The organism is Variovorax paradoxus, assembly GCF_902712855.1.
GTDB classification, from domain to species: domain Bacteria; phylum Pseudomonadota; class Gammaproteobacteria; order Burkholderiales; family Burkholderiaceae_C; genus Variovorax; species Variovorax paradoxus_Q.
The window spans coordinates 2,155,956-2,173,100 of record NZ_LR743507.1; the positions used below are offsets into that span (position 1 = coordinate 2,155,956).

Consider the following 17,145-nt stretch of genomic DNA (forward strand, 5'->3'; position numbering starts at 1 on the left):
GCGGCCTCGTCGCCTTCTCCCTGATCGGCATGGCGCCGGTGCTGTCCGCGCAGGCGGCGCCGGGTGCGCAGGCCGCGCCCAGGGCCGCTGCCTGCCCCTCGCCGGTGCCCGAAGCAGCGCGCTGCTACACCGGTGAGGACGGCACCGGCGCGCTCTACTGGATCGCGATCCCGAAGGACTGGAACCATGGCGTGCTCGTCATGCATGCCCACGGCGGTCCCGAGACCGGGCCGCCCAAGCTCGAGCGCAGCGAGGAAGACCTCAAGCGCTGGGCCGTCACCGTGAAGGCGGGCTACGCCTGGGCCGGCTCGACCTACAGGCGCGGCGGCTATGGCGTGACCATGGCCGCGGAAGACACCGAGCGCCTGCGCCAGATCTTCGTGCGCTACTTCGGCCAGCCGCGCCGCACCTTGTTGCACGGCCAGAGCTACGGCGGCGGCGTCGCTGCGAAGGCAGCCGAGCTGTATGCGCCGGCCGGATCGGCGAAGAGCCCGTACGACGGCCTGATGCTCACCAGCGGCGTGATCGGCGGCGGCAACAGCAACTACGACTTCCGGCTCGACCTGCGCGTGGTGTACCAGTACGTGTGCCGCAACCATCCGCGCCCCGACGAGCCGCAGTACCCGCTGTGGATGGGTCTGCCGCTCGATTCGAAGCTCACGCGCGCCGACCTGGCCGCACGCGTGAAGGCGTGCACCGGCGTCGGCCTGCCCGCCGCTCAGCGCACGCCCGAGCAGGCTGCGCACCTGAAGACCATCCTGTCGGTCGTGAAGATCCAGGAGCGCTCGCTGGTCGGCCACCTCGCATGGGGCACCTGGCTGTTCCAGGACCTGGTGCAGAAGCGCCTGGGCGGGCGCAACCCCTTCGGCAACATCGGCGTGGTGTACAGCGGGTCTGCCGACGACGCGGCGCTCAATGCCGGCGTGCTTCGCTACGCCGCCGACCCGCAGGCCAAGGGCGCGCTCGCGGCCGACAGCCAGCCCACCGGCCGCACCGCGCTGCCCACGGTGGGCCTGCATGCCATCGACGATCCGACGGCGTTCGTCGAACTCGAGAACTCCTACCGCCGCATCCGCGATGCCGCGGGCACCGGCGACCTGCTGGTGCAGAGCTTCAGCACCGAGCGCGAGCACAGCTACCTGAGCGACTCGGAGTACCCCGCGCTCTTCGCCGCGCTGCTCGACTGGATCGACAAGGGCGAGAAACCTACGCCCGAAGGCTTCGCGCAGCGTTGCACGACGCTGATGCCGACCTACGACACCGACGGCAAGAACGGCTGCCACTTCAAGCCAGGGTGGCAACCGCCCGCGCTCGAGAGCCGCGTGCCTTCGCGCGCACCCTGATTCCTTTTTTACCGCTTTCAACCTCACGGAGACTCCATGAAGACATTGTTCGCCCTCGCAGCCGTCGCCGCTGCCGTCGTGGGCGCCACCGGCGCGCAGGCCCAGGATTTCCCGGGCAGCAAGCCCATCACCATCGTCGTGCCGTTCGCCGCCGGCGGCCCGACCGACCGCGTCGCCCGCGACCTGGCCGAGGCGCTGCGCAAGCCGCTCGGCGGCAACACGGTGATCATCGACAACGTGCCCGGCGCGGGCAGCTCCATCGGCGCGGCCAAGGTGGCACGCGCCGCGCCCGACGGCTACACGCTGCTGCTCAACCACATCGCGATGGCCACCGTGCCGAGCCTGGTGCGCAACGTGCCGTTCAAGGTCGAGACCGATTTCGAATATCTCGGCATCGTCAACGACGTGCCGATGACGCTCATCTCCAAGCCCAGCATCCCGGCCAACAACTACAAGGAGCTGACCGGCTGGATCGCAGCCAACAAGGGCAAGATCAACATCGGCAACGCGGGCGTGGGCTCGGCCTCGCACCTGTGCGGCCTGCTGTACCAGAGCGCCACCAAGACCGAGATGACGCCCGTGCCCTACAAGGGCACCGCGCCTGCCATCACCGACCTGATCGGCGGACAGATCGACCTGCTGTGCGACCAGACCACCAACACGACGCCGCAGATCCAGGCGAAGAAAGTGAAGGCCTTCGCGGTGACCACGCCGCAACGCCTCGCGCTGCCGATGCTCAAGGACCTGCCCACGCTCGACGAGGCCGGCCTGAAGAACTTCCAGGTGACGATCTGGCACGGCCTCTATGCGCCCAAGGGCACGCCCGCGCCGGTGCTGAAGAAGCTCAACGATGCAATGAAGGCCGCGCTGAAGGACCCGGACTTCATCCATCGCGAGGAACTGCTCGGTGCCGTGGTGGCGACCGATGGCCGCATCGAGCCCGCCGGCCACAAGAAGTTCGTGATCGACGAGATCGCCAAATGGACGCCCATCATCAAGGCGGCCGGCGTGTACGCCGACTGAATTCCGTCGCCATTGCCGGCAGTTCGCGCGCGGGCCTCATTCAATAGGCCAGGCGCTAATTGCCGGCTATTTGTAATCAAAAGATTCAAGTTTGGACGACTGGAAAAAGTTTGATTTCTTTTCGGATGTTTACATTAGCTGGGCACAATGCCTCGCATGCCAAACATTGCGTCCATCCTTAAGTCCGAGATCTCGCGCGTCGCCCGCAAGGAAGTGCGCGCTGAAATCGAAACCCTCAAGAAAGCCTCGGTGCATCACCGCGCGGCCATTGCCGCATTGCGCAGGCAAGTGAGTGCGCTCGAGAAGGAATTGCGCAAGGCAGCCAAGGGCAGCGCCCGTAGCGCACGCGCCTCGAGCGCCGCCGAAGCGTCCGACGAAGAACCGACGAAGCGACGCTTCAGCGCGGGCCGGTTGGCTTCGCACCGCACGAAGCTGGGTATTTCCGCTGCGTCCTACGGCAAGCTCGTGGGCGTGTCCGGCCAGACGATCTACCACTGGGAACAGGGCAAGGCGCGGCCGAGGGCTGCGCAATTGGAGAGCCTGGCTTCGGTGCGCGGTCTCGGCAAGGTCGAAGTGGCGCAGCGGTTGGGGGCTGAATAAGCTGCGCCCTGTGGCTGGTCGCGCGACTTGCTGGCGTGGACGCTTCAGGAAATGGATCAGCTCTTTCGCCAATTCCAGATGCCTGCTTTCGCGCCAGCCCATTTGCAAGCCACACGATATGGCTACAGTGCCTTTTTCAGGTCCACGTCGGGGAATTCGGCATCGAATGTTGCCGCCGGCTTCACCGCAGCATCGATGACATTTGCGCCGTGCTTCTGGGCGAGGAAGCGTTCGCGATAGAGCTGGTAGGCCGCGTCGCATACCTTTGAAGTGAAGTACGCATTGAAACCGCCGCCAACAGCGGCGCCGACCATGGGGATGGCCTGTGCGAGTTTCGCCTTGGTCAAGCGGATGCCGAGCGCTTTGGCGATCTCCTGAACCAGTTTCACGAAGACGTTCTTCTCCAGTTCATTCCACGTGACTTTCTTTGCCACGTCCTGGGCCAGCCGGACCAATTGAGACATTGCCAGGGCTTTGGATGCATCGGTCGGCGAAGAAGCAAGTCCTAACGTGTTCAATGCAAACAGACGTTCTTCCTGGCGCGTCGTGTCGAACCCGTAATACGCTGCATATTCACCGACTGCTCGCAGATTGAGTGCGATCAGCGCCGGGATATCGACGACCAGACCCAGCGCACCTGCCGCTCCCGCGCCTGCACCTTCGGCGGCGGCGATGCCCTTGTACTTTGCTGCGAGCCAACCGACGACCTTGTCGACCTCTTCCAGCGGCAGATCGACGATATCCGCATGCGACTTGACGTTCTCGTGGCCGGCCTTGCGGAACTCTTCGAAAATGGCCTCCGGCCGAACGCTCCACTGGGCGGCATCATTGCAGATCGAGGTCAATCCTTCGACGGACTTCTTGATGACCGTGCCGACGCCCGGTGTGTCGAGCAGGAGGTCTCCCGCCTTGTCCAGTGGCCGATTGAGCAACTGCAGTTTCTTGCCCAACCAGCCGACCGAGGGATGCTTCCATTCATGAATCTGCTTCAGTGCAAGAAGGTCATAGGCAGGGAGATTTGGCATGGGGCGGCACTGGAAATGGCGTTGATGAAAATTGGAAACGTGTTTTTGCGCAGACCCGGGCGTTCGGCGTCGGAGGGAATGCCTGGCAAGCCAGCGAGTCGGGTGTTGCTGTGTTCGCGCAGTGGCAGGTTCGAGCCGAGACCGCTGCTTACTGGTTACTCATGAATTCTGCGCGGAACGCCTCCATCGGCCCCTTCACTGCAGCGCTCACCTGCTCGGCAAACTCCTTGACGGGTGCCCACTTGTGGCCGCGTCCATCGAGCGACAGGTCGTAGGCCCGTTGCAGGTGCGCAAGAAGCTTTCTCGACGAGGCCTGTGCCATCAGCAGCGCATCGATCGCGCACGGGGAATCGAACTTCAGGTGATCGGCCGATGCCAGCGCCGACACGATGCCTTCGGCCTCCAGGGAAAGGTGCAGCAGGTCGAGCGCGCTCTCGTCGGCGTGCGACCTGACCTTCTCCGCCATCTTGTAGACCGCATCGATCAGAAGCAGCGCGCTTCGTTGCTGCGACTGCTGCGCCGCGGAAGCCGACGCGACGCGGCGCCCGATTTCCTGCCGATGCAACCGCTGCACGACCCACAGCCCCAGGCCGATCGCGGCGATCGAGCCGAAGGCCTGCGTCCATGCGGCCCAGTCGCCGGGCGTGGCCGGCGGGTAGGCCGCAAAGATGCCGATCAACGCGCCGCAGATGAGTACGGCGGCGCCATGCACCGCCGCGCTTTCCAGCTTTGACTTCATGCCTCGTTCCCTTTGAGGCCGGAAGTATCTGCGACGGCGCGGCGTTCGAATTGCCCGAACAGAGGGGCGAAACAGGCTCAGTGATCGTGATGCAGGTAGCTCGCCTGCCGCGGCAGCCGCAGGCTGACGAGGAACGCGATGACCATCATCGCGCTCACGTACCAGAAGAACGCCGACTCGTGGCCCAGCGACTTGAGCCCCAGCGCCACGTATTCGGCCGAGCCGCCGAAGATGGCGTTGGCCACCGCGTAGGCCAGCCCGACGCCCAGCGCGCGCACTTCGGGGGGGAACATCTCGGCCTTCACGATGCCGCTGATCGAGGTGTAGAAGCTCACGATGGCCAGCGCGACGATGATGAGCACGAAAGCCATCACCGGGCTGGTGGTGTGCTGCAGGGCCGTGAGGATGGGCACCGTGCCCAGCGCGCCGAGGCCGCCGAACAGCAGCATGTTGTTGCGCCGGCCGATGCGGTCGGACAGTGCGCCGAACACCGGCTGCATGCACATGTAGACGAACAGCGCGCCGGTCATCACATAGCTGGCGGTCTTGATCGGCAGGTGCACGGTGTTCACCAGGTACTTCTGCATGTAGGTGGTGAAGGTGTAGAAGATCAGCGAACCGCCGGCGGTGTAGCCCAGCACGGTCAGGAACGCGGGCGTGTGGTGTTTGAAGAGGCCGGCCATGCTGCCGGCTTCCTTGTTGGCCTTGGCCTCCGCGGTCTGGGTTTCATGCAGCGTGCGGCGCAGCAGCAGCGCCACCACGGCGGCGATGGCACCGATGACGAAAGGAATGCGCCAGCCCCAGGCCTTGAGCTCGGGCTCGGTCAGGAGCTGTTCGAGCACCACGATCACCAGCACCGCGAGCAGTTGTCCGCCGATGAGCGTGACGTACTGGAACGACGAGAAGAAGCCGCGCTGGCCGCGCAGCGCCACCTCGCTCATGTAGGTGGCGGTGGTGCCGTATTCGCCGCCCACCGACAGGCCCTGGAACAGCCGGCAGACCAGCAGCAGGAAGGGCGCCCAGGCGCCGATCTGCGCATAGGTGGGCAGGGCCGCGATGACGAGCGAGCCGCCGCACATCATGGTGACCGAGATCAGCATCGAGGTCTTGCGCCCGAGCCGGTCGGCCACGCGCCCGAACAGCCAGCCGCCGATGGGCCGCATGAGGAAGCCCGCCGCGAACACGCCCGCTGTGTTCAGCAACTGCGCGGTGGGGTCCGACTTGGGAAAGAAGGCTGGCGCGAAGTAGAGCGCGGAGAACGCGTAGACGTAGAAGTCGAACCACTCGACGAGGTTGCCCGACGAGGCCGCCATGATCGCGAAGACGCGGTGGCGCTTTTCTTCGGCCGTGTAGTGGGGGGCCGACTGTGGCAAGGACGAAGAGGCCGCTGGGCCTCCCGGAGTAGGCGTGACTGCGCTCATGGTGCCTTCTTGTGCCGTGCAGGCAATGTTGTTGTTTCCAGAACATTCTGCGCCGCAGGGAGGGTGCGGCGTGTCAGCCGGCACCGCATCAGCCTACCCCCGAAGGGGCCTTCGCCAGCCGGTCAGAAGGTGCCCGGCAGCAGGATGCTCGAGTCGACCTCGTCGATGTTCGTGCGGCCGCAGAAGGCCATGGTGATGTCGAGTTCCTTGCGGATGATCTCGAGCGCGCGCGTCACGCCTTCCTGCCCGTGGGCGCCCAGTCCGTACAGGAAGCTGCGGCCGATGAGCGTGCCGCGTGCGCCCAGCGCGCGGGCCTTGAGCACGTCCTGGCCGCTGCGGATGCCGCCGTCCATCCACACCTCGATCTCGGTGCCTACCGCATCGACGATGGCCGGCAGCGCAGCGATGGAGGAGGGCGCGCCGTCGAGCTGGCGGCCGCCGTGGTTCGACACGATGAGCGCGTCGGCGCCGCTGGAGGCCGCAAGCCGCGCGTCTTCCACGTCCATCACGCCCTTCAGGATGAGCTTGCCGCCCCAAAGCTTCTTGATCCATTCCACGTCGGCCCAGCTCAGCGCGGGGTCGAACTGCTCGGCGGTCCACGACGACAGCGACGACAGGTCTTTCACGCCCTTGGCGTGGCCCGCGATGTTGCCGAAGGTGCGGCGCTTGGTGCCCAGCATGCCCATGCACCAGCGCGGCTTGGTGGCCAGGTTGATGAGGTTCTTGATCGTCGGCTTGGGCGGCGCGGTGAGGCCGTTCTTGATGTCCTTGTGGCGCTGGCCCAGGATCTGCAGGTCGAGCGTGAGCTGCAGCGCGGTCACGTTGGCGGCCTTGGCGCGCTCGATCAGGCGCTCGATGAAATCGCGGTCCTTCATCACGTAGAGCTGGAACCAGAACGGATGGCGGTCGGTGTTCTCGGCGATGTCCTCGAGCGAGCAGATGCTCATGGTCGACAGCGTGAACGGGATGCCGAAGGCCTTGGCCGCGCGGGCGCCGAGGATCTCGCCGTCGGCATGCTGCATGCCGGTGAGGCCGGTGGGCGCGATGGCCACGGGCATCGCGGCTTCCTGGCCGACCATGGTGGTGCGCAGCGAGCGGCCTTCCATGTTCACGGCCACGCGCTGGCGCAGCTTGATCTTCTGGAAGTCGCTCTCGTTGGCGCGGTAGGTGCCCTCGGTCCAGGCCCCGGAGTCGGCGTAGTCGTAGAACATCTTGGGCACGCGGCGCTTGGCAATCACCCGCAGGTCTTCGATGCTGGTGATCTTGGAAAGGTCGGACACGGGCTTGTCTCCTGGCTGGACTTTGTGAAAAAACGGGGGCGAACCCGCCATTATCGGCAGCCGCCCCAACGGTCCATCTGAAAAAAGCCGGGCCCGGAACTGAAAAGAATTCAGCTCACTGCCGCAGCGCCTCGCGCAGCCATTCGACGAAGGTGGCGCATTCCCAGCGCTCCATGGCGCCCGGCCGCCAGCACAGGAAGTAGGCGTTGGGCGAGGGCACGCTGCGCGCCGACAGCCGCACCAGCCGGCCGCTGTCGAGCCATGCACTGCCCAGGCGCAGGTGCATCAGCACCACGCCGAAGTCTTCGGCGGCCGCGTCGAGCGCCAGCCCAAGGTCGTTGAACTGGTGCCCCGTGGCCGGCTCGGGCAGGCCCACGCCGCAAGCCTTGAACCAGGTGCGCCACGACTCCAGCGGCGTGCGCAGCAACTGCGCGCGCGACACTTCGGCGTCGCTCGCGAACCCGTCGAACGGCCCGTGCCGCTCGAGGTAGGCCGGGCTGCACACCGGCGAGACTTCGTCGGCCAGCAGCTGGAAGAACTCGCGGTCGTGAAACGGACCGGTGCCGAAGCGCAGCTCGATGTCGGCTTCTTCCACCGTGGTGTTGCGCACCGGTGCGGTGACCTGCAGCATCAGCTCGATGTTGGGATAGGCGTCGCGAAAGCGCGCGAGCCGTGGCAGCAGCATCTGCCGCGAGAAGGTGGGCGTGACCGCCACGCGCAGCCGCCGCACCTGCGAGGCCGGCTCGCGCCCCGGCACCTGCTGCAGTGCCGCAATGGCCTCGCGCACGCGCGCCAGGTACGCCATGCCGTCCGCGCTCAGGCTGAAGTCGCTGCCCGCGAAGAACTTCAGGCCCAGCAGCAGCTCGAGCTGGCGGATGCGGTGGCTCACCGCGCTGGGCGTCACGCTGAGCTCCTCGGCGGCCAGATTCACGCTGCGCAGCCGCGCGACGGCCTCGAAGGCCTGCAGGCCCTGGGTCGAGGGAAGACGCGGAGAAACCATCTGTTGTTGGCGAAAGTAGCGGCGTACGATGGTAACGAACGCTCTCGGTCTCTCGTGGCGGACTCTTCGGCGCCTCGGGTCACCGGCTCAAAAAGATTCCAACAAAGAGGAGACAAGCGCATGGTCTGGCAACAGGTTTACAACCCGTTCGGCAACATGATCGTATCGACGGCCCTGGCCGCGATACCGGTGGTCGTGATGCTGGTGTCCCTGGGTCTGCTTCACGTCAAGGCGCACTATGCGGCAGGGCTCGGCCTGCTCAGCGCGGTGCTCATCGCGGTGTTCGCGTTCGGCATGCCGGCCGACATGGCGGGCAAGGCGGCCTTCCTCGGCGGCATCACCGGCCTGCTGCCCATCGGCTGGATCGTGCTGAACATCATCTTCCTGCAGCAGCTCACGCAGCAGAACGGCAGCTTCCAGGTGCTGCAGGACTCCATCGCCGGCATCACGGAAGACCGGCGCCTGCAGCTGCTGCTCATCGCGTTCGCCTTCGGCGCCTTCTTCGAGGGCGCCGCGGGCTTCGGCACGCCGGTGGCGGTCACGGCGGCGATCCTCATCGGGCTGGGCTTCTCGCCGCTCGCGGCCTCGGGGCTCTCGCTGATCGCCAACACCGCGCCGGTGGCCTTCGGCGCGCTGGGCACGCCGGTGATCACGCTGGCCAAGGTGCACGGCTACGACCTGATGGCGGTCACCGCGATGATCGGACGGCAACTGCCGTTCTTCTCGCTGCTGGTGCCGTTCTGGCTCATCTGGGCCTTCGCGGGCCGCAAGGGAATGATGGAGGTGTGGCCGGCCATCCTGGTGACGGGCGTGTCCTTCGCGATTCCCCAGTTCCTGGTGTCGAACTACATCGGGCCGGAGCTGGTGGACATCATCGCGGCCATCGTGTCGATGGTGTGCCTGGTGCTGTTCCTGCGCGTGTGGCGGCCCAAGACCATCTGGACCTCGGTGTCGCTCAAGGGGCATGAGACCGACGGCGGACAGGCCGGCCCGGCCACCATGCCTACGAAGCATCCGAGCGCGGCCGTCATCCGCGCCTGGACGCCGTGGCTCATCCTCACCGTGTTCGTCTTCATCTGGGGACTGCCAGCGGTGAAGACCTGGCTCAACGGCATCTTCGCGCCCAACTTCCCGATCGAGGGGCTGCACAACATGATCGAGAAGGTGGCGCCGGTGGTGCCCAAGCCGACGAAGGAGGGCGCGGTGTACCAACTGCTGCTGCTCTCCGCCACGGGCACCGGCATCCTGGCGTCGGCGATCGTGGGCGGGCTGGTGATGAAGTACAACCCGGTCCAGCTCGTGGCCGCCTACGGCCGCACGTTGTGGCTGGTGAAGTTCTCGCTGCTCACCATCATGCTGATGCTCGCGCTCGGCACGCTCACGCGCTACTCGGGGCTCGACACCACGCTGGGGCTGGCCTTCGCCAACACGGGCGTGCTCTACCCGTTCTTCGGCACGCTGATGGGCTGGCTGGGCGTGGCGCTCACCGGCTCCGACACGGCGTCGAACGTGCTCTTCGGCGGCATGCAGAAGGTGGCGGCCGACCAGCTCGGCCTGAGCCCCAACCTCATGGGCGCCGCCAACAGCTCGGGCGGCGTGATGGGCAAGATGATCGATGCGCAGTCGATCGTGGTGGCCTCCACCGCCACGCGCTGGTTCAACCACGAGGGCGAGATCCTGCGCTACGTGTTCTTCCACTCGATCGCGCTGGCCTGCCTCGTGGGCTTCTACGTGACCTTGCAGGCCTATGTGTGGCCGTTCACGCTGATGGTGGTGAAGTGACTCACGGCGCCGCGCCCAGCGCCTGAAGCAGCCGGCGCAGGTCGTCGACGGCCTCCTGTGCCTGCGCGGCGCCGCCCATCTGCGCCTTGACGATGGCGCCGTCCACGCCCAGGGCGGCGGCCTGCGCGACAGCCATGCGCCAGGGCCCTTCGGGCAACAGGCCGGCAATCACCTCGACCATCTCGCGCTTGTGCTCGCGCGCGATGTCGCTCGCGCCGGCCACGCTCGCGCCCACTTCCACCACCGAGTTGATGAAGGCGCAGCCGCGGAATGCAGGGTCGGCAAACCACTCGGCCATGGCGTCGGCGACCACCAGCAGGGCCTGCGCGTCGCCGATGCGCTGCTGCGCGCCGCGGCGGCCCAGCGCATCGACGAACCATGCCATCCACAGGCCGTGGCGGTGATCGAGGAAGGCCCGCACCAGGTCGTCCTTCGACGGGAAGTGCCGATAGAACGTGACCTTGGTGACGCCCGAGGCCGCGATGACGCGGTCGACGCCGGTCGCGCGGATGCCGTCGGCATAGAAGAGGTCGTGCGCGGTGAGCAGGATGCGCTCGCGCGCGGGCAGGGTGGAGATGTCCATGCCGCGATTGTAGGCATGTAGACAGACTTGTCTACGTGTGGCACATTGCGGCGCATTCCCTCTCGACATCCCTGCATCACTTCACCGAAAGAACCTCATGGAATCCCGTCCGCCGCTGCCGCCCTTCACCCTCGAATCGGCACTCAAGAAAGTCCAGGCTGCCGAAGACGCCTGGAACACGCGCGATCCCGTGCGCGTGAGCCTGGCCTACACGCCCGACACCGAATGGCGAAACCGCGCCGACTTCGTCAACGGCCGCGAGCAGGTGGTCGAGTTCCTCTCGCGCAAGTGGGTGCGCGAGCTCGACTACCGGCTCAAGAAGCAACTGTGGGCCTTCATGGACAACCGCATCGCGGTGCGCTTCGAATACGAATGGCACGACGACGCAGGCCAGTGGTATCGCAGCCATGGCAACGAGAACTGGGAGTTCGCCGAGAACGGCCTGATGCAGCGGCGCTTCGCGAGCATCAACGACCAGCCGATTGCGGAGTCGGAGCGCAAGTTCCGCTGGGAGCGCTGACCGGTCCTGTCGTCTCGCCTGCTTGTGGAAGTGCGCACAAGACAACGGGCATGTGTGTTGCTTGTCATGGCGCATCCCTTTCAAACCCAGGAGCCAAGCGACATGAACCGCAACGACGTCACCGAGAAGATCATCACCGTCAAGGTGAGCAAGGGCATCCAGTGGGCCGACGTGGCCAGGAAGGTCGGCCTCTCGAAGGAGTGGACCACCGCCGCCTGCCTGGGCCAGATGACGCTCGACGAGAAGCAGGCCAAGGTCGTCGGCAGGATCTTCGGCCTCACCGCCGAAGAGCAGAAGTGGCTGCAGGTGGTGCCCTACAAGGGCTCGCTGCCCACGCCCGTGCCGACCGACCCGCTCATCTACCGCTGGTACGAGGTGGTGAGCGTGTACGGCACCACCATCAAGGAACTGATCCATGAAGAGTTCGGCGACGGCATCATGAGCGCCATCGACTTCAGCATGGACATCCAGCGCCAGGCCGACCCCAAGGGCGACCGCGTCAACGTGGTGCTGTCGGGCAAGTTCCTGCCCTACAAGACCTACTGAACGTACTCGGCCGGATGCGGCCGGTGCCGCGGCGAAGCGCGCATCGCACCGGCGGTGATGCCGTAGCCCTCGATGGCCCCGGCGATCGAGCGGGCCACCGCCTCCACGGGCATCGCGAGGCGCCGGTTGGTGCGCATGCGCTGCGCGCAGTAGCTGGCCGCGATGCGCTCGGCCAGCGGATCGCTCGGACCGTTCACGTCGGGGCTCACCACCGTCACGTGCAGCCGGCCGGCATGCTCCTGGCGCAGGCCCTCGGAGATCGCGTTCACCGCGTATTGCGTGCCGTGGTAAACGGCCGAACTGGGCAGCAAGCCCTGCATGGCCACCGGTGCCACGTTCACGATGTGGCCCCAGCCCTGCTCCTGCATCGTCGGCAGCACGGCCGCGATGCCGAGCAGCACGCCGCGCAGGTTCACGTCGATCATGAGTTCCCATTCCTCGATCTTGCGGTTCCACAGCGGCGACATCGGCATCACGCCCGCCGCGTTCACCAGCACGTCGATCTGCTCGTGCGTCTCGAGGGCGAACTCGGCAAAGGCTTCCATGTCAGGGCGGTGCGTCACGTCGAGCCGCTGGAAGCTCGCGGTGCCGCCGGTGGCTTCGATCTCGGCCACCAGCGCCGCGAGGCGGTCGGTGCGCCGTGCACCCAGTACCACCTTCGCGCCGCGCCGCGCAAGCAGCCGCGCGGTCGCTTCGCCGATGCCGCTGCTCGCGCCGGTGATGAGAACGACTTTTTCCTGGATTGCGCTCATTTGAAAACTCCTCATGCTGGTCGGTTGCCGTGGGGCGCACACAGAAGAGGGTGCACCGGGCATGGAAAGAAGTGTCTCGCGCCAGGGCCGTCGAGCGGTATCCGGATCGAACGGGGTTTTTGCCTGATCCTGCAAAACGCGATGCGGGAGTCGTGCGCTTGTTGGCGCATATCTCAGGGGATACCGAGGATCGATTGACGCAAGCAGACCCCGCCGCTACATTCCAGTCGCCTCGTGATGAACGAGGCCGGGTTTGACAGCCTGAAAGAACCGCGGTGAAAGCCGCTTCCCCGCAATGGTTTGCGGCTTTTGCCATTCCGGCTTCCTTTTAGGCGGCTCGGATGGGAGGGCTCGCGCCCTGCCGGTTTCGCCTAGCGGTTCCCGGTCTGTCAACCCGTTCGAGCCGCCGCCTTCGGTTGACAGCGAATGCAGCGGTTGTAGCAAAGCCGAACCGATTGGGAGGGCCGACATGGCCGAGTCATCATTCACTGCGCGTGACAGTGCGGAGTTCAAACCCTTTGTGTGGAATCCCTTGCAGGGACTCGACCCCAAAGAGCGGCAATACGCCTTGTTCCTCAACGATGCGCGCGACGTGGTGCAGGGCGCGCACACATTGATGGCGTTGCTTGCGTGGGATGAAGACCGACGCGACGAAGCGCGTTCAACGAATGGCCCCGAGGCACTGCTCAGTGTGGCCGATCGCGCATCGCTTCAGCGATTCGTGATCGCTTCACTTGGCATGTTGCACGCCGACATCGAAAGCCGATGCGAGGAGATGGCCGAAACGCATTGACCGGCGCGATCGATCAGCCGAGAAGGCTTTTCAATTCGCCGCCGTCGATGAGCTTCTGCAAATCCGTCGCCCCGCCAACCAGCGTGCCCTTCACGAACACCATCGGAAAGGTCGGCCAGCCGGTCCACATCTTGAGCGCGTTGCGGTCGCGCCATTGGCTCAGGTAGTTGCCGTATTCGAGGTACTTGTACGGCTGCCCGATCGCATCGAGCACCTTGCGCGCCTTCTTCGGATGCGGATTGATGCCCATGCCCACCACAACCACATCGTTGGCTGCGACCGCGGCCATGACCTCGCGGACGATGGTCTGGCGGCTTTCGGCCACCTTGGTGCGGATGGCGGGGTGGATGCGGGCTTCTTCTAGGATGGGGCGGGGCATTCGGACCTTTCGTGGGTTCGCGTGACTGTAAGGGGCCTTTGCAACGTCGGAGTTCTTGCCTGTTCCTCGCGACACCTGTTCGGTGGCGTGCCGTGATGTGCCGGATGCAGTTCTTCGTCGCATATTGAGTTGGGGCCCGGAATCGACGAAGCTGTTGCGATGAATGAGCCTACTGACATCCCGACGCATCCCCGGATCTATCTTGCGGGCCCGGACGTTTTCCGCCCGGATGCCAGGGACCATTTCGTGCGGCTCAAGAGGGCGTGCGATGCGCTAGACCTTGCGGCGCTGCTGCCTGCCGATGGCGAAGAGGAGCCATCGCCCGACGCGCTGGAGAAGCGCATCTACGAAGCCAACATGCAACGCCTTCGCGGCGCAGACGGCGTGGTGGCGAACCTCGCTTCGTTCAGGGGCCTCGAGCCCGATTCCGGCACAGTGTTCGAGGTCGGTGCCGCCATCGCGCTGGGCATTCCCGTGGTCGCCTACGGCGTGCCCGACGGCAGTTACGCGGACCGCGCGCAGGCGGCGCTGAAGTGCGCGAAGGATGCGAACGGCGTGCTGCGCGAAAGCGCCACGGGCATCGCGGTCGAGGACTTCGGCCAGCAGCTCAACCTGATGCTGGCCTGCTCGATCCACATCGAGCCGACGCCCGAAGCGGCGTTGAAGAAGATGGCCGGTCTGCTGGCCGCACGCCGTGCAACCACCGCAGGCAACCCCTGACTTCCGTACCGGGCCGCAGCGCACAGAATGACAGTCCCTTTTTCTCTGGAGCACCGCATGCAGATCACCGAGACGCACTTCGAGCTGAGCGCCAACGACGGCGTCGCGGTGGAGGTCCATCGCTGGCAAGGCTCGACGCAGCGGGCCATCGTCCAGCTTGCGCACGGCATGGGCGAGCATTCGCTGCGCTACCGGCATCTGGCCGAATCGCTGGTGCGTGCCGGCTATGTCGTGTATTCGAACGAGCACCGCGGCCATGGCCAGGGTGCGTCGGCGCGCGGCGAACTGGGCGAGTTCGGCCCGCGCGGCTTCGCCGGGCTGGTGGACGACATGGCGCTGCTGAGCCGCCACGTGCGCGGCGTGCATCCGGGCCTGCCGCTGATCCTGATCGGCCACAGCATGGGCTCGTTCGCCACGCAGTACTACCTTGTGAGGCATGGCGAACTGCTGTCGGGCGCGGTGATGTCGGGCACCTCGGCGCTCGACCTGCTGGGCGCCGCGCTGCAGAGCGGCTTCAAGCTCGAGGACATGAACGCCGCGCTGCCCGACGTGCGCACGCCCTTCGACTGGCTCAGCCGCGACCCGGCGCAGGTCGATGCCTACATTGCCGATCCGCTGTGCGGCTTCACGGTCTCGGCCGAGGGCATGGGCTCGATGTTCGCGAACCTCGCCGACCTGGCGCCCGATGCGATGCGCAAGCACCTGCGGCCGGACCTGCCTCTGTACCTGTTCGTCGGCGACGAGGACCCGGTCAGCAACAAGGCCGAGTGGTTCCATCCGCTGGTGCGGCGCTACCGCGAGGCGGGGCTGCGCGACGTGTCGTGCCACGTGTTCGGTGGAGCGCGCCACGAGACGCTGAACGAGATCAACCGCGACGAGGTTGAGGCGGTACTGCTGGCGTGGATCGCGCGGGTGGTGGCGGCGAAATAGTTTCAGGACGGTGCGAGGCCCGGACGCAGCGCCGGGCATCGGAGCGCGCGCCTCAGCGCCTCCGGTTCAACGCTTCCGGTTCAGCGACTCTGCGAGGCCCGCGTTCACCTTCCGGAACTGCTCGACCAGGTCGTCGCAAAGCGCCTTGTCCGCACCGCAGAGCACCTGCATCCGGATGTCGATCTTTTCCTTTTCCTTTTCCTGCACCAGGGTCCGCTTGACGGCGGTGGGGTACACGGCGTGGCGGGGCGTTGCGATGGACCACAGGGTCTTCTCGCTGGCGTCGTCGATCACGAACCAGTCGTTCTCCTCGCGGATGTTCACGCCCGGCTTGGCCTGCAAGGCCTTCAAGGCATCTTCCGGCGAGGCATAGCCGATGGTGTTTTCCTGGCTCGGCGGCGCGTCGGCAGGCAGTTGCTGCGCGTGCGCGCCGGACTCGCAAAGGATCGCGAGCAGGAGGGCAGGCATGGCGCGCGGCAGCATCCTGAGGCTGTAGGCCGCGTGCCGCTTCCAGCCAAGGCTTCGGCTCAGGCAGCCCTGGCCGACGACGCCCTGAACTCCTGCGGCGACACGTCGTACGCCCGGCGAAACGCCCGCGTGAAATCCGACGGGCTCTTGAAGCCCACGCCGTACGCCACGTCGGTCACCAGCATGTGCGGGTAGCGCGCAAGGTCGTGCGCCGCGTGCCGCAGCCGCAGATGGCGGATGTAGGCACCCAGGCCGCCTTCGTGCTGGAACAGCCGGTAGAGCGTAGGGCGCGGCATGTGCAACGCGGCGAGCACCAGTTCGGGCGACAGGTCGGCGCGGTGCAGGTTGGCCTGGATGTAGCGCCGAACATGGCCGAACATGGCCGCGCGTGCCGCGGCGCGCGCACCGCCGCTCAGGCGGGCTTCCTTGCCGAAGCCGGCGATCAGCAGTTGCGCACTGGCGCGCACGGCGGCTTCGGCGTCGGGCGCGCTCATGCGCGCGATGTCGCGGCCCAGCGTCGCGGCCTGGCCCAAGGCCAGCCGCGCGATGGGCGTGTCCGGCTGCATCACGCGGCCGTGGATGGCGTCGGGGTCGGGAAAGACATCGTTCACGAGCGATGCAGGCACGAAGAAGGTCAGCACCCGGCAGTCGTTGCGCCGCATGCGCACGGGCTGGCTCATGTCGAGCGCGATCACCCTGGCCGAAGGCGGCGCCTCCTTCTGCCGGGCCAGCGAGCGCACGCTGACGTCCTCGACGCCGCCCTCGAGGAAGACATGCAGGGCGTGGTTGCGCACCTTGTCGGTGGAAATGCGCGCAAGCGAGCGTTCGAGCCGCATGGCGGCGGAACGGCAGTCGGTGAAGACCACGTCGCCGATGTCGTAGCGGTCGATGGCGGCATGGAACGAGCCGTCGGTGTGTTCGGGGACGGGATGCACGTCCATGACGTGGCCCACGCGTTCCCGCCAGGACTGCAGCCGACGGGCGGGAGGCTCGGCCTGGACGCTGAAGCGGCTGCAGGCAAGACCGCTGGGGAGCGTGGAGCGGACACCGGTTTCGAGGTCGCGCGAGTCCATCAAAGTTGTCCGGAAAACGGCGTCGAAGCCGTTAAAAAATCTACAAATAAGACGAAAGTGCCAAAAAATCCCGCAAATCGCGCGGATTCTCTCAAGAACTGAGACGCACGGTCAAGCCCGCTGGGCGCCTGCCCGCAATCTCCGCGCTGCCGGGGCTTCGAGCCCAAG

At 66.2% G+C, this 17,145-nt stretch carries 19 protein-coding genes; 9 read left to right on the plus strand and 10 right to left on the minus strand.

Annotated features, from left to right (window positions below; genetic code table 11):
- The first annotated feature begins 29 nt into the window (after window positions 1-29).
- The 3 genes from AACL56_RS09640 (at window position 30) to AACL56_RS09650 (ending at window position 2,966) form a co-directional block, all read left to right on the plus strand.
- The gene (locus AACL56_RS09640) at window positions 30-1,343 is read left to right on the plus strand and encodes an alpha/beta hydrolase family protein (RefSeq protein WP_425337054.1); all 1,314 of its coding nucleotides are present in this window, start codon (window positions 30-32) and stop codon (window positions 1,341-1,343) included.
- A gap of 36 nt (window positions 1,344-1,379) precedes the next feature.
- Complete coding sequence (locus AACL56_RS09645) at window positions 1,380-2,366, plus strand: tripartite tricarboxylate transporter substrate-binding protein (protein ID WP_339089623.1); 987 nt, start codon at window positions 1,380-1,382, stop codon at window positions 2,364-2,366.
- A 156-nt stretch (window positions 2,367-2,522) separates the two neighbouring features.
- Window positions 2,523-2,966, plus strand: a complete 444-nt coding sequence (locus AACL56_RS09650; protein WP_339089624.1) for a helix-turn-helix domain-containing protein — start codon at window positions 2,523-2,525, stop codon at window positions 2,964-2,966.
- A gap of 122 nt (window positions 2,967-3,088) precedes the next feature.
- Here AACL56_RS09650 and AACL56_RS09655 read toward each other — a convergent pair whose 3' ends face one another.
- From AACL56_RS09655 to AACL56_RS09675, 5 genes are all read right to left on the minus strand, one after another.
- On the minus strand, window positions 3,089-3,991 hold the full coding sequence (locus AACL56_RS09655) for an EcsC family protein (protein ID WP_339089625.1): 903 nt from the start codon (window positions 3,989-3,991) through the stop codon (window positions 3,089-3,091).
- Between the two features lie 148 nt (window positions 3,992-4,139).
- Window positions 4,140-4,730, minus strand: coding sequence for a hypothetical protein (locus tag AACL56_RS09660; RefSeq protein WP_339089626.1), 591 nt, complete (start codon window positions 4,728-4,730; stop codon window positions 4,140-4,142).
- Between the two features lie 77 nt (window positions 4,731-4,807).
- Entirely contained in the window at window positions 4,808-6,151 is a 1,344-nt protein-coding gene (locus AACL56_RS09665; protein ID WP_339089627.1) for an MFS family transporter, read from the minus strand.
- A 122-nt stretch (window positions 6,152-6,273) separates the two neighbouring features.
- Complete coding sequence (locus tag AACL56_RS09670) at window positions 6,274-7,431, minus strand: alpha-hydroxy acid oxidase (RefSeq protein WP_339089628.1); 1,158 nt, start codon at window positions 7,429-7,431, stop codon at window positions 6,274-6,276.
- A gap of 115 nt (window positions 7,432-7,546) precedes the next feature.
- Window positions 7,547-8,431: a LysR substrate-binding domain-containing protein gene (locus AACL56_RS09675; RefSeq protein ID WP_339089629.1), complete on the minus strand. Its 885-nt coding sequence runs from the start codon at window positions 8,429-8,431 to the stop codon at window positions 7,547-7,549.
- A 120-nt stretch (window positions 8,432-8,551) separates the two neighbouring features.
- Here AACL56_RS09675 and AACL56_RS09680 point away from each other — a divergent pair, with 120 nt between their 5' ends.
- Window positions 8,552-10,213 carry an L-lactate permease gene (locus tag AACL56_RS09680; RefSeq protein WP_339089630.1) on the plus strand — a complete coding sequence of 554 codons (1,662 nt, stop codon included), beginning with the start codon at window positions 8,552-8,554 and terminating at the stop codon, window positions 10,211-10,213.
- Between the two features lies 1 nt (window position 10,214).
- On the opposite strand, the gene AACL56_RS09685 is transcribed toward AACL56_RS09680, so the two are convergent.
- On the minus strand, window positions 10,215-10,796 hold the full coding sequence (locus AACL56_RS09685) for a TetR/AcrR family transcriptional regulator (RefSeq protein ID WP_339089631.1): 582 nt from the start codon (window positions 10,794-10,796) through the stop codon (window positions 10,215-10,217).
- A gap of 97 nt (window positions 10,797-10,893) precedes the next feature.
- Between AACL56_RS09685 and AACL56_RS09690 the strand changes: the two genes are divergently transcribed.
- On the plus strand, window positions 10,894-11,316 hold the full coding sequence (locus AACL56_RS09690) for a nuclear transport factor 2 family protein (protein WP_339089632.1): 423 nt from the start codon (window positions 10,894-10,896) through the stop codon (window positions 11,314-11,316).
- A 102-nt stretch (window positions 11,317-11,418) separates the two neighbouring features.
- The gene (gene cynS / locus AACL56_RS09695) at window positions 11,419-11,862 is read left to right on the plus strand and encodes a cyanase (protein WP_339089633.1); all 444 of its coding nucleotides are present in this window, start codon (window positions 11,419-11,421) and stop codon (window positions 11,860-11,862) included.
- Here cynS and AACL56_RS09700 read toward each other — a convergent pair.
- On the minus strand, window positions 11,856-12,614 hold the full coding sequence (locus AACL56_RS09700) for an SDR family oxidoreductase (RefSeq protein WP_339089634.1): 759 nt from the start codon (window positions 12,612-12,614) through the stop codon (window positions 11,856-11,858). The two genes, cynS and AACL56_RS09700, sit on opposite strands and share 7 nt — an antisense overlap.
- Before the next feature lie 469 nt (window positions 12,615-13,083).
- Between AACL56_RS09700 and AACL56_RS09705 the strand changes: the two genes are divergently transcribed.
- Window positions 13,084-13,407 carry a hypothetical protein gene (locus tag AACL56_RS09705; protein ID WP_339089635.1) on the plus strand — a complete coding sequence of 108 codons (324 nt, stop codon included), beginning with the start codon at window positions 13,084-13,086 and terminating at the stop codon, window positions 13,405-13,407.
- Between the two features lie 13 nt (window positions 13,408-13,420).
- On the opposite strand, the gene AACL56_RS09710 is transcribed toward AACL56_RS09705, so the two are convergent.
- The gene (locus tag AACL56_RS09710; protein WP_339089636.1) at window positions 13,421-13,786 is read right to left on the minus strand and encodes a glutaredoxin domain-containing protein; all 366 of its coding nucleotides are present in this window, start codon (window positions 13,784-13,786) and stop codon (window positions 13,421-13,423) included.
- A 159-nt stretch (window positions 13,787-13,945) separates the two neighbouring features.
- On the opposite strand from AACL56_RS09710, the gene AACL56_RS09715 reads away from it, so the two are divergent.
- Window positions 13,946-14,506, plus strand: coding sequence for a nucleoside 2-deoxyribosyltransferase (locus AACL56_RS09715; RefSeq protein WP_339089637.1), 561 nt, complete (start codon window positions 13,946-13,948; stop codon window positions 14,504-14,506).
- A 57-nt stretch (window positions 14,507-14,563) separates the two neighbouring features.
- Window positions 14,564-15,436 (plus strand): alpha/beta fold hydrolase, encoded by an 873-nt coding sequence (locus AACL56_RS09720; protein WP_339089638.1) that lies wholly within the window; start codon window positions 14,564-14,566, stop codon window positions 15,434-15,436.
- Between the two features lie 66 nt (window positions 15,437-15,502).
- Here the strand turns inward: AACL56_RS09720 and AACL56_RS09725 are convergent, their stop codons facing one another.
- Both AACL56_RS09725 and AACL56_RS09730 read right to left on the minus strand, forming a co-directional pair.
- Window positions 15,503-15,904 (minus strand): hypothetical protein, encoded by a 402-nt coding sequence (locus AACL56_RS09725; RefSeq protein ID WP_339089639.1) that lies wholly within the window; start codon window positions 15,902-15,904, stop codon window positions 15,503-15,505.
- Window positions 15,905-15,963: 59 nt separating this feature from the next.
- A complete protein-coding gene (locus AACL56_RS09730) occupies window positions 15,964-16,977 on the minus strand; it encodes an AraC family transcriptional regulator (RefSeq protein ID WP_339089640.1) in 1,014 nt (337 codons plus the stop codon).
- Between the last annotated feature and the right edge of the window lie 168 nt (window positions 16,978-17,145).

Bases quoted from the DNA above. Each gene is read 5' to 3' on its own strand.
- AACL56_RS09640 (WP_425337054.1), top strand. From the start codon at position 30: ATGGCGCCGGTGCTGTCCGCGCAGGCGGCGCCGGGTGCGCAGGCCGCG.
- AACL56_RS09665 (WP_339089627.1), bottom strand. From the start codon at position 6,151: ATGAGCGCAGTCACGCCTACTCCGGGAGGCCCAGCGGCCTCTTCGTCC.
- AACL56_RS09730 (WP_339089640.1), bottom strand. From the start codon at position 16,977: ATGGACTCGCGCGACCTCGAAACCGGTGTCCGCTCCACGCTCCCCAGC.
- AACL56_RS09680 (WP_339089630.1), top strand. From the start codon at position 8,552: ATGGTCTGGCAACAGGTTTACAACCCGTTCGGCAACATGATCGTATCG.
- cynS (WP_339089633.1), top strand. From the start codon at position 11,419: ATGAACCGCAACGACGTCACCGAGAAGATCATCACCGTCAAGGTGAGC.
- AACL56_RS09715 (WP_339089637.1), top strand. From the start codon at position 13,946: ATGAATGAGCCTACTGACATCCCGACGCATCCCCGGATCTATCTTGCG.
- AACL56_RS09685 (WP_339089631.1), bottom strand. From the start codon at position 10,796: ATGGACATCTCCACCCTGCCCGCGCGCGAGCGCATCCTGCTCACCGCG.
- AACL56_RS09655 (WP_339089625.1), bottom strand. From the start codon at position 3,991: ATGCCAAATCTCCCTGCCTATGACCTTCTTGCACTGAAGCAGATTCAT.
- AACL56_RS09705 (WP_339089635.1), top strand. From the start codon at position 13,084: ATGGCCGAGTCATCATTCACTGCGCGTGACAGTGCGGAGTTCAAACCC.
- AACL56_RS09725 (WP_339089639.1), bottom strand. From the start codon at position 15,904: ATGCCTGCCCTCCTGCTCGCGATCCTTTGCGAGTCCGGCGCGCACGCG.
- AACL56_RS09675 (WP_339089629.1), bottom strand. From the start codon at position 8,431: ATGGTTTCTCCGCGTCTTCCCTCGACCCAGGGCCTGCAGGCCTTCGAG.
- AACL56_RS09650 (WP_339089624.1), top strand. From the start codon at position 2,523: ATGCCAAACATTGCGTCCATCCTTAAGTCCGAGATCTCGCGCGTCGCC.
- AACL56_RS09690 (WP_339089632.1), top strand. From the start codon at position 10,894: ATGGAATCCCGTCCGCCGCTGCCGCCCTTCACCCTCGAATCGGCACTC.
- AACL56_RS09645 (WP_339089623.1), top strand. From the start codon at position 1,380: ATGAAGACATTGTTCGCCCTCGCAGCCGTCGCCGCTGCCGTCGTGGGC.
- AACL56_RS09710 (WP_339089636.1), bottom strand. From the start codon at position 13,786: ATGCCCCGCCCCATCCTAGAAGAAGCCCGCATCCACCCCGCCATCCGC.
- AACL56_RS09700 (WP_339089634.1), bottom strand. From the start codon at position 12,614: ATGAGCGCAATCCAGGAAAAAGTCGTTCTCATCACCGGCGCGAGCAGC.
- AACL56_RS09660 (WP_339089626.1), bottom strand. From the start codon at position 4,730: ATGAAGTCAAAGCTGGAAAGCGCGGCGGTGCATGGCGCCGCCGTACTC.
- AACL56_RS09720 (WP_339089638.1), top strand. From the start codon at position 14,564: ATGCAGATCACCGAGACGCACTTCGAGCTGAGCGCCAACGACGGCGTC.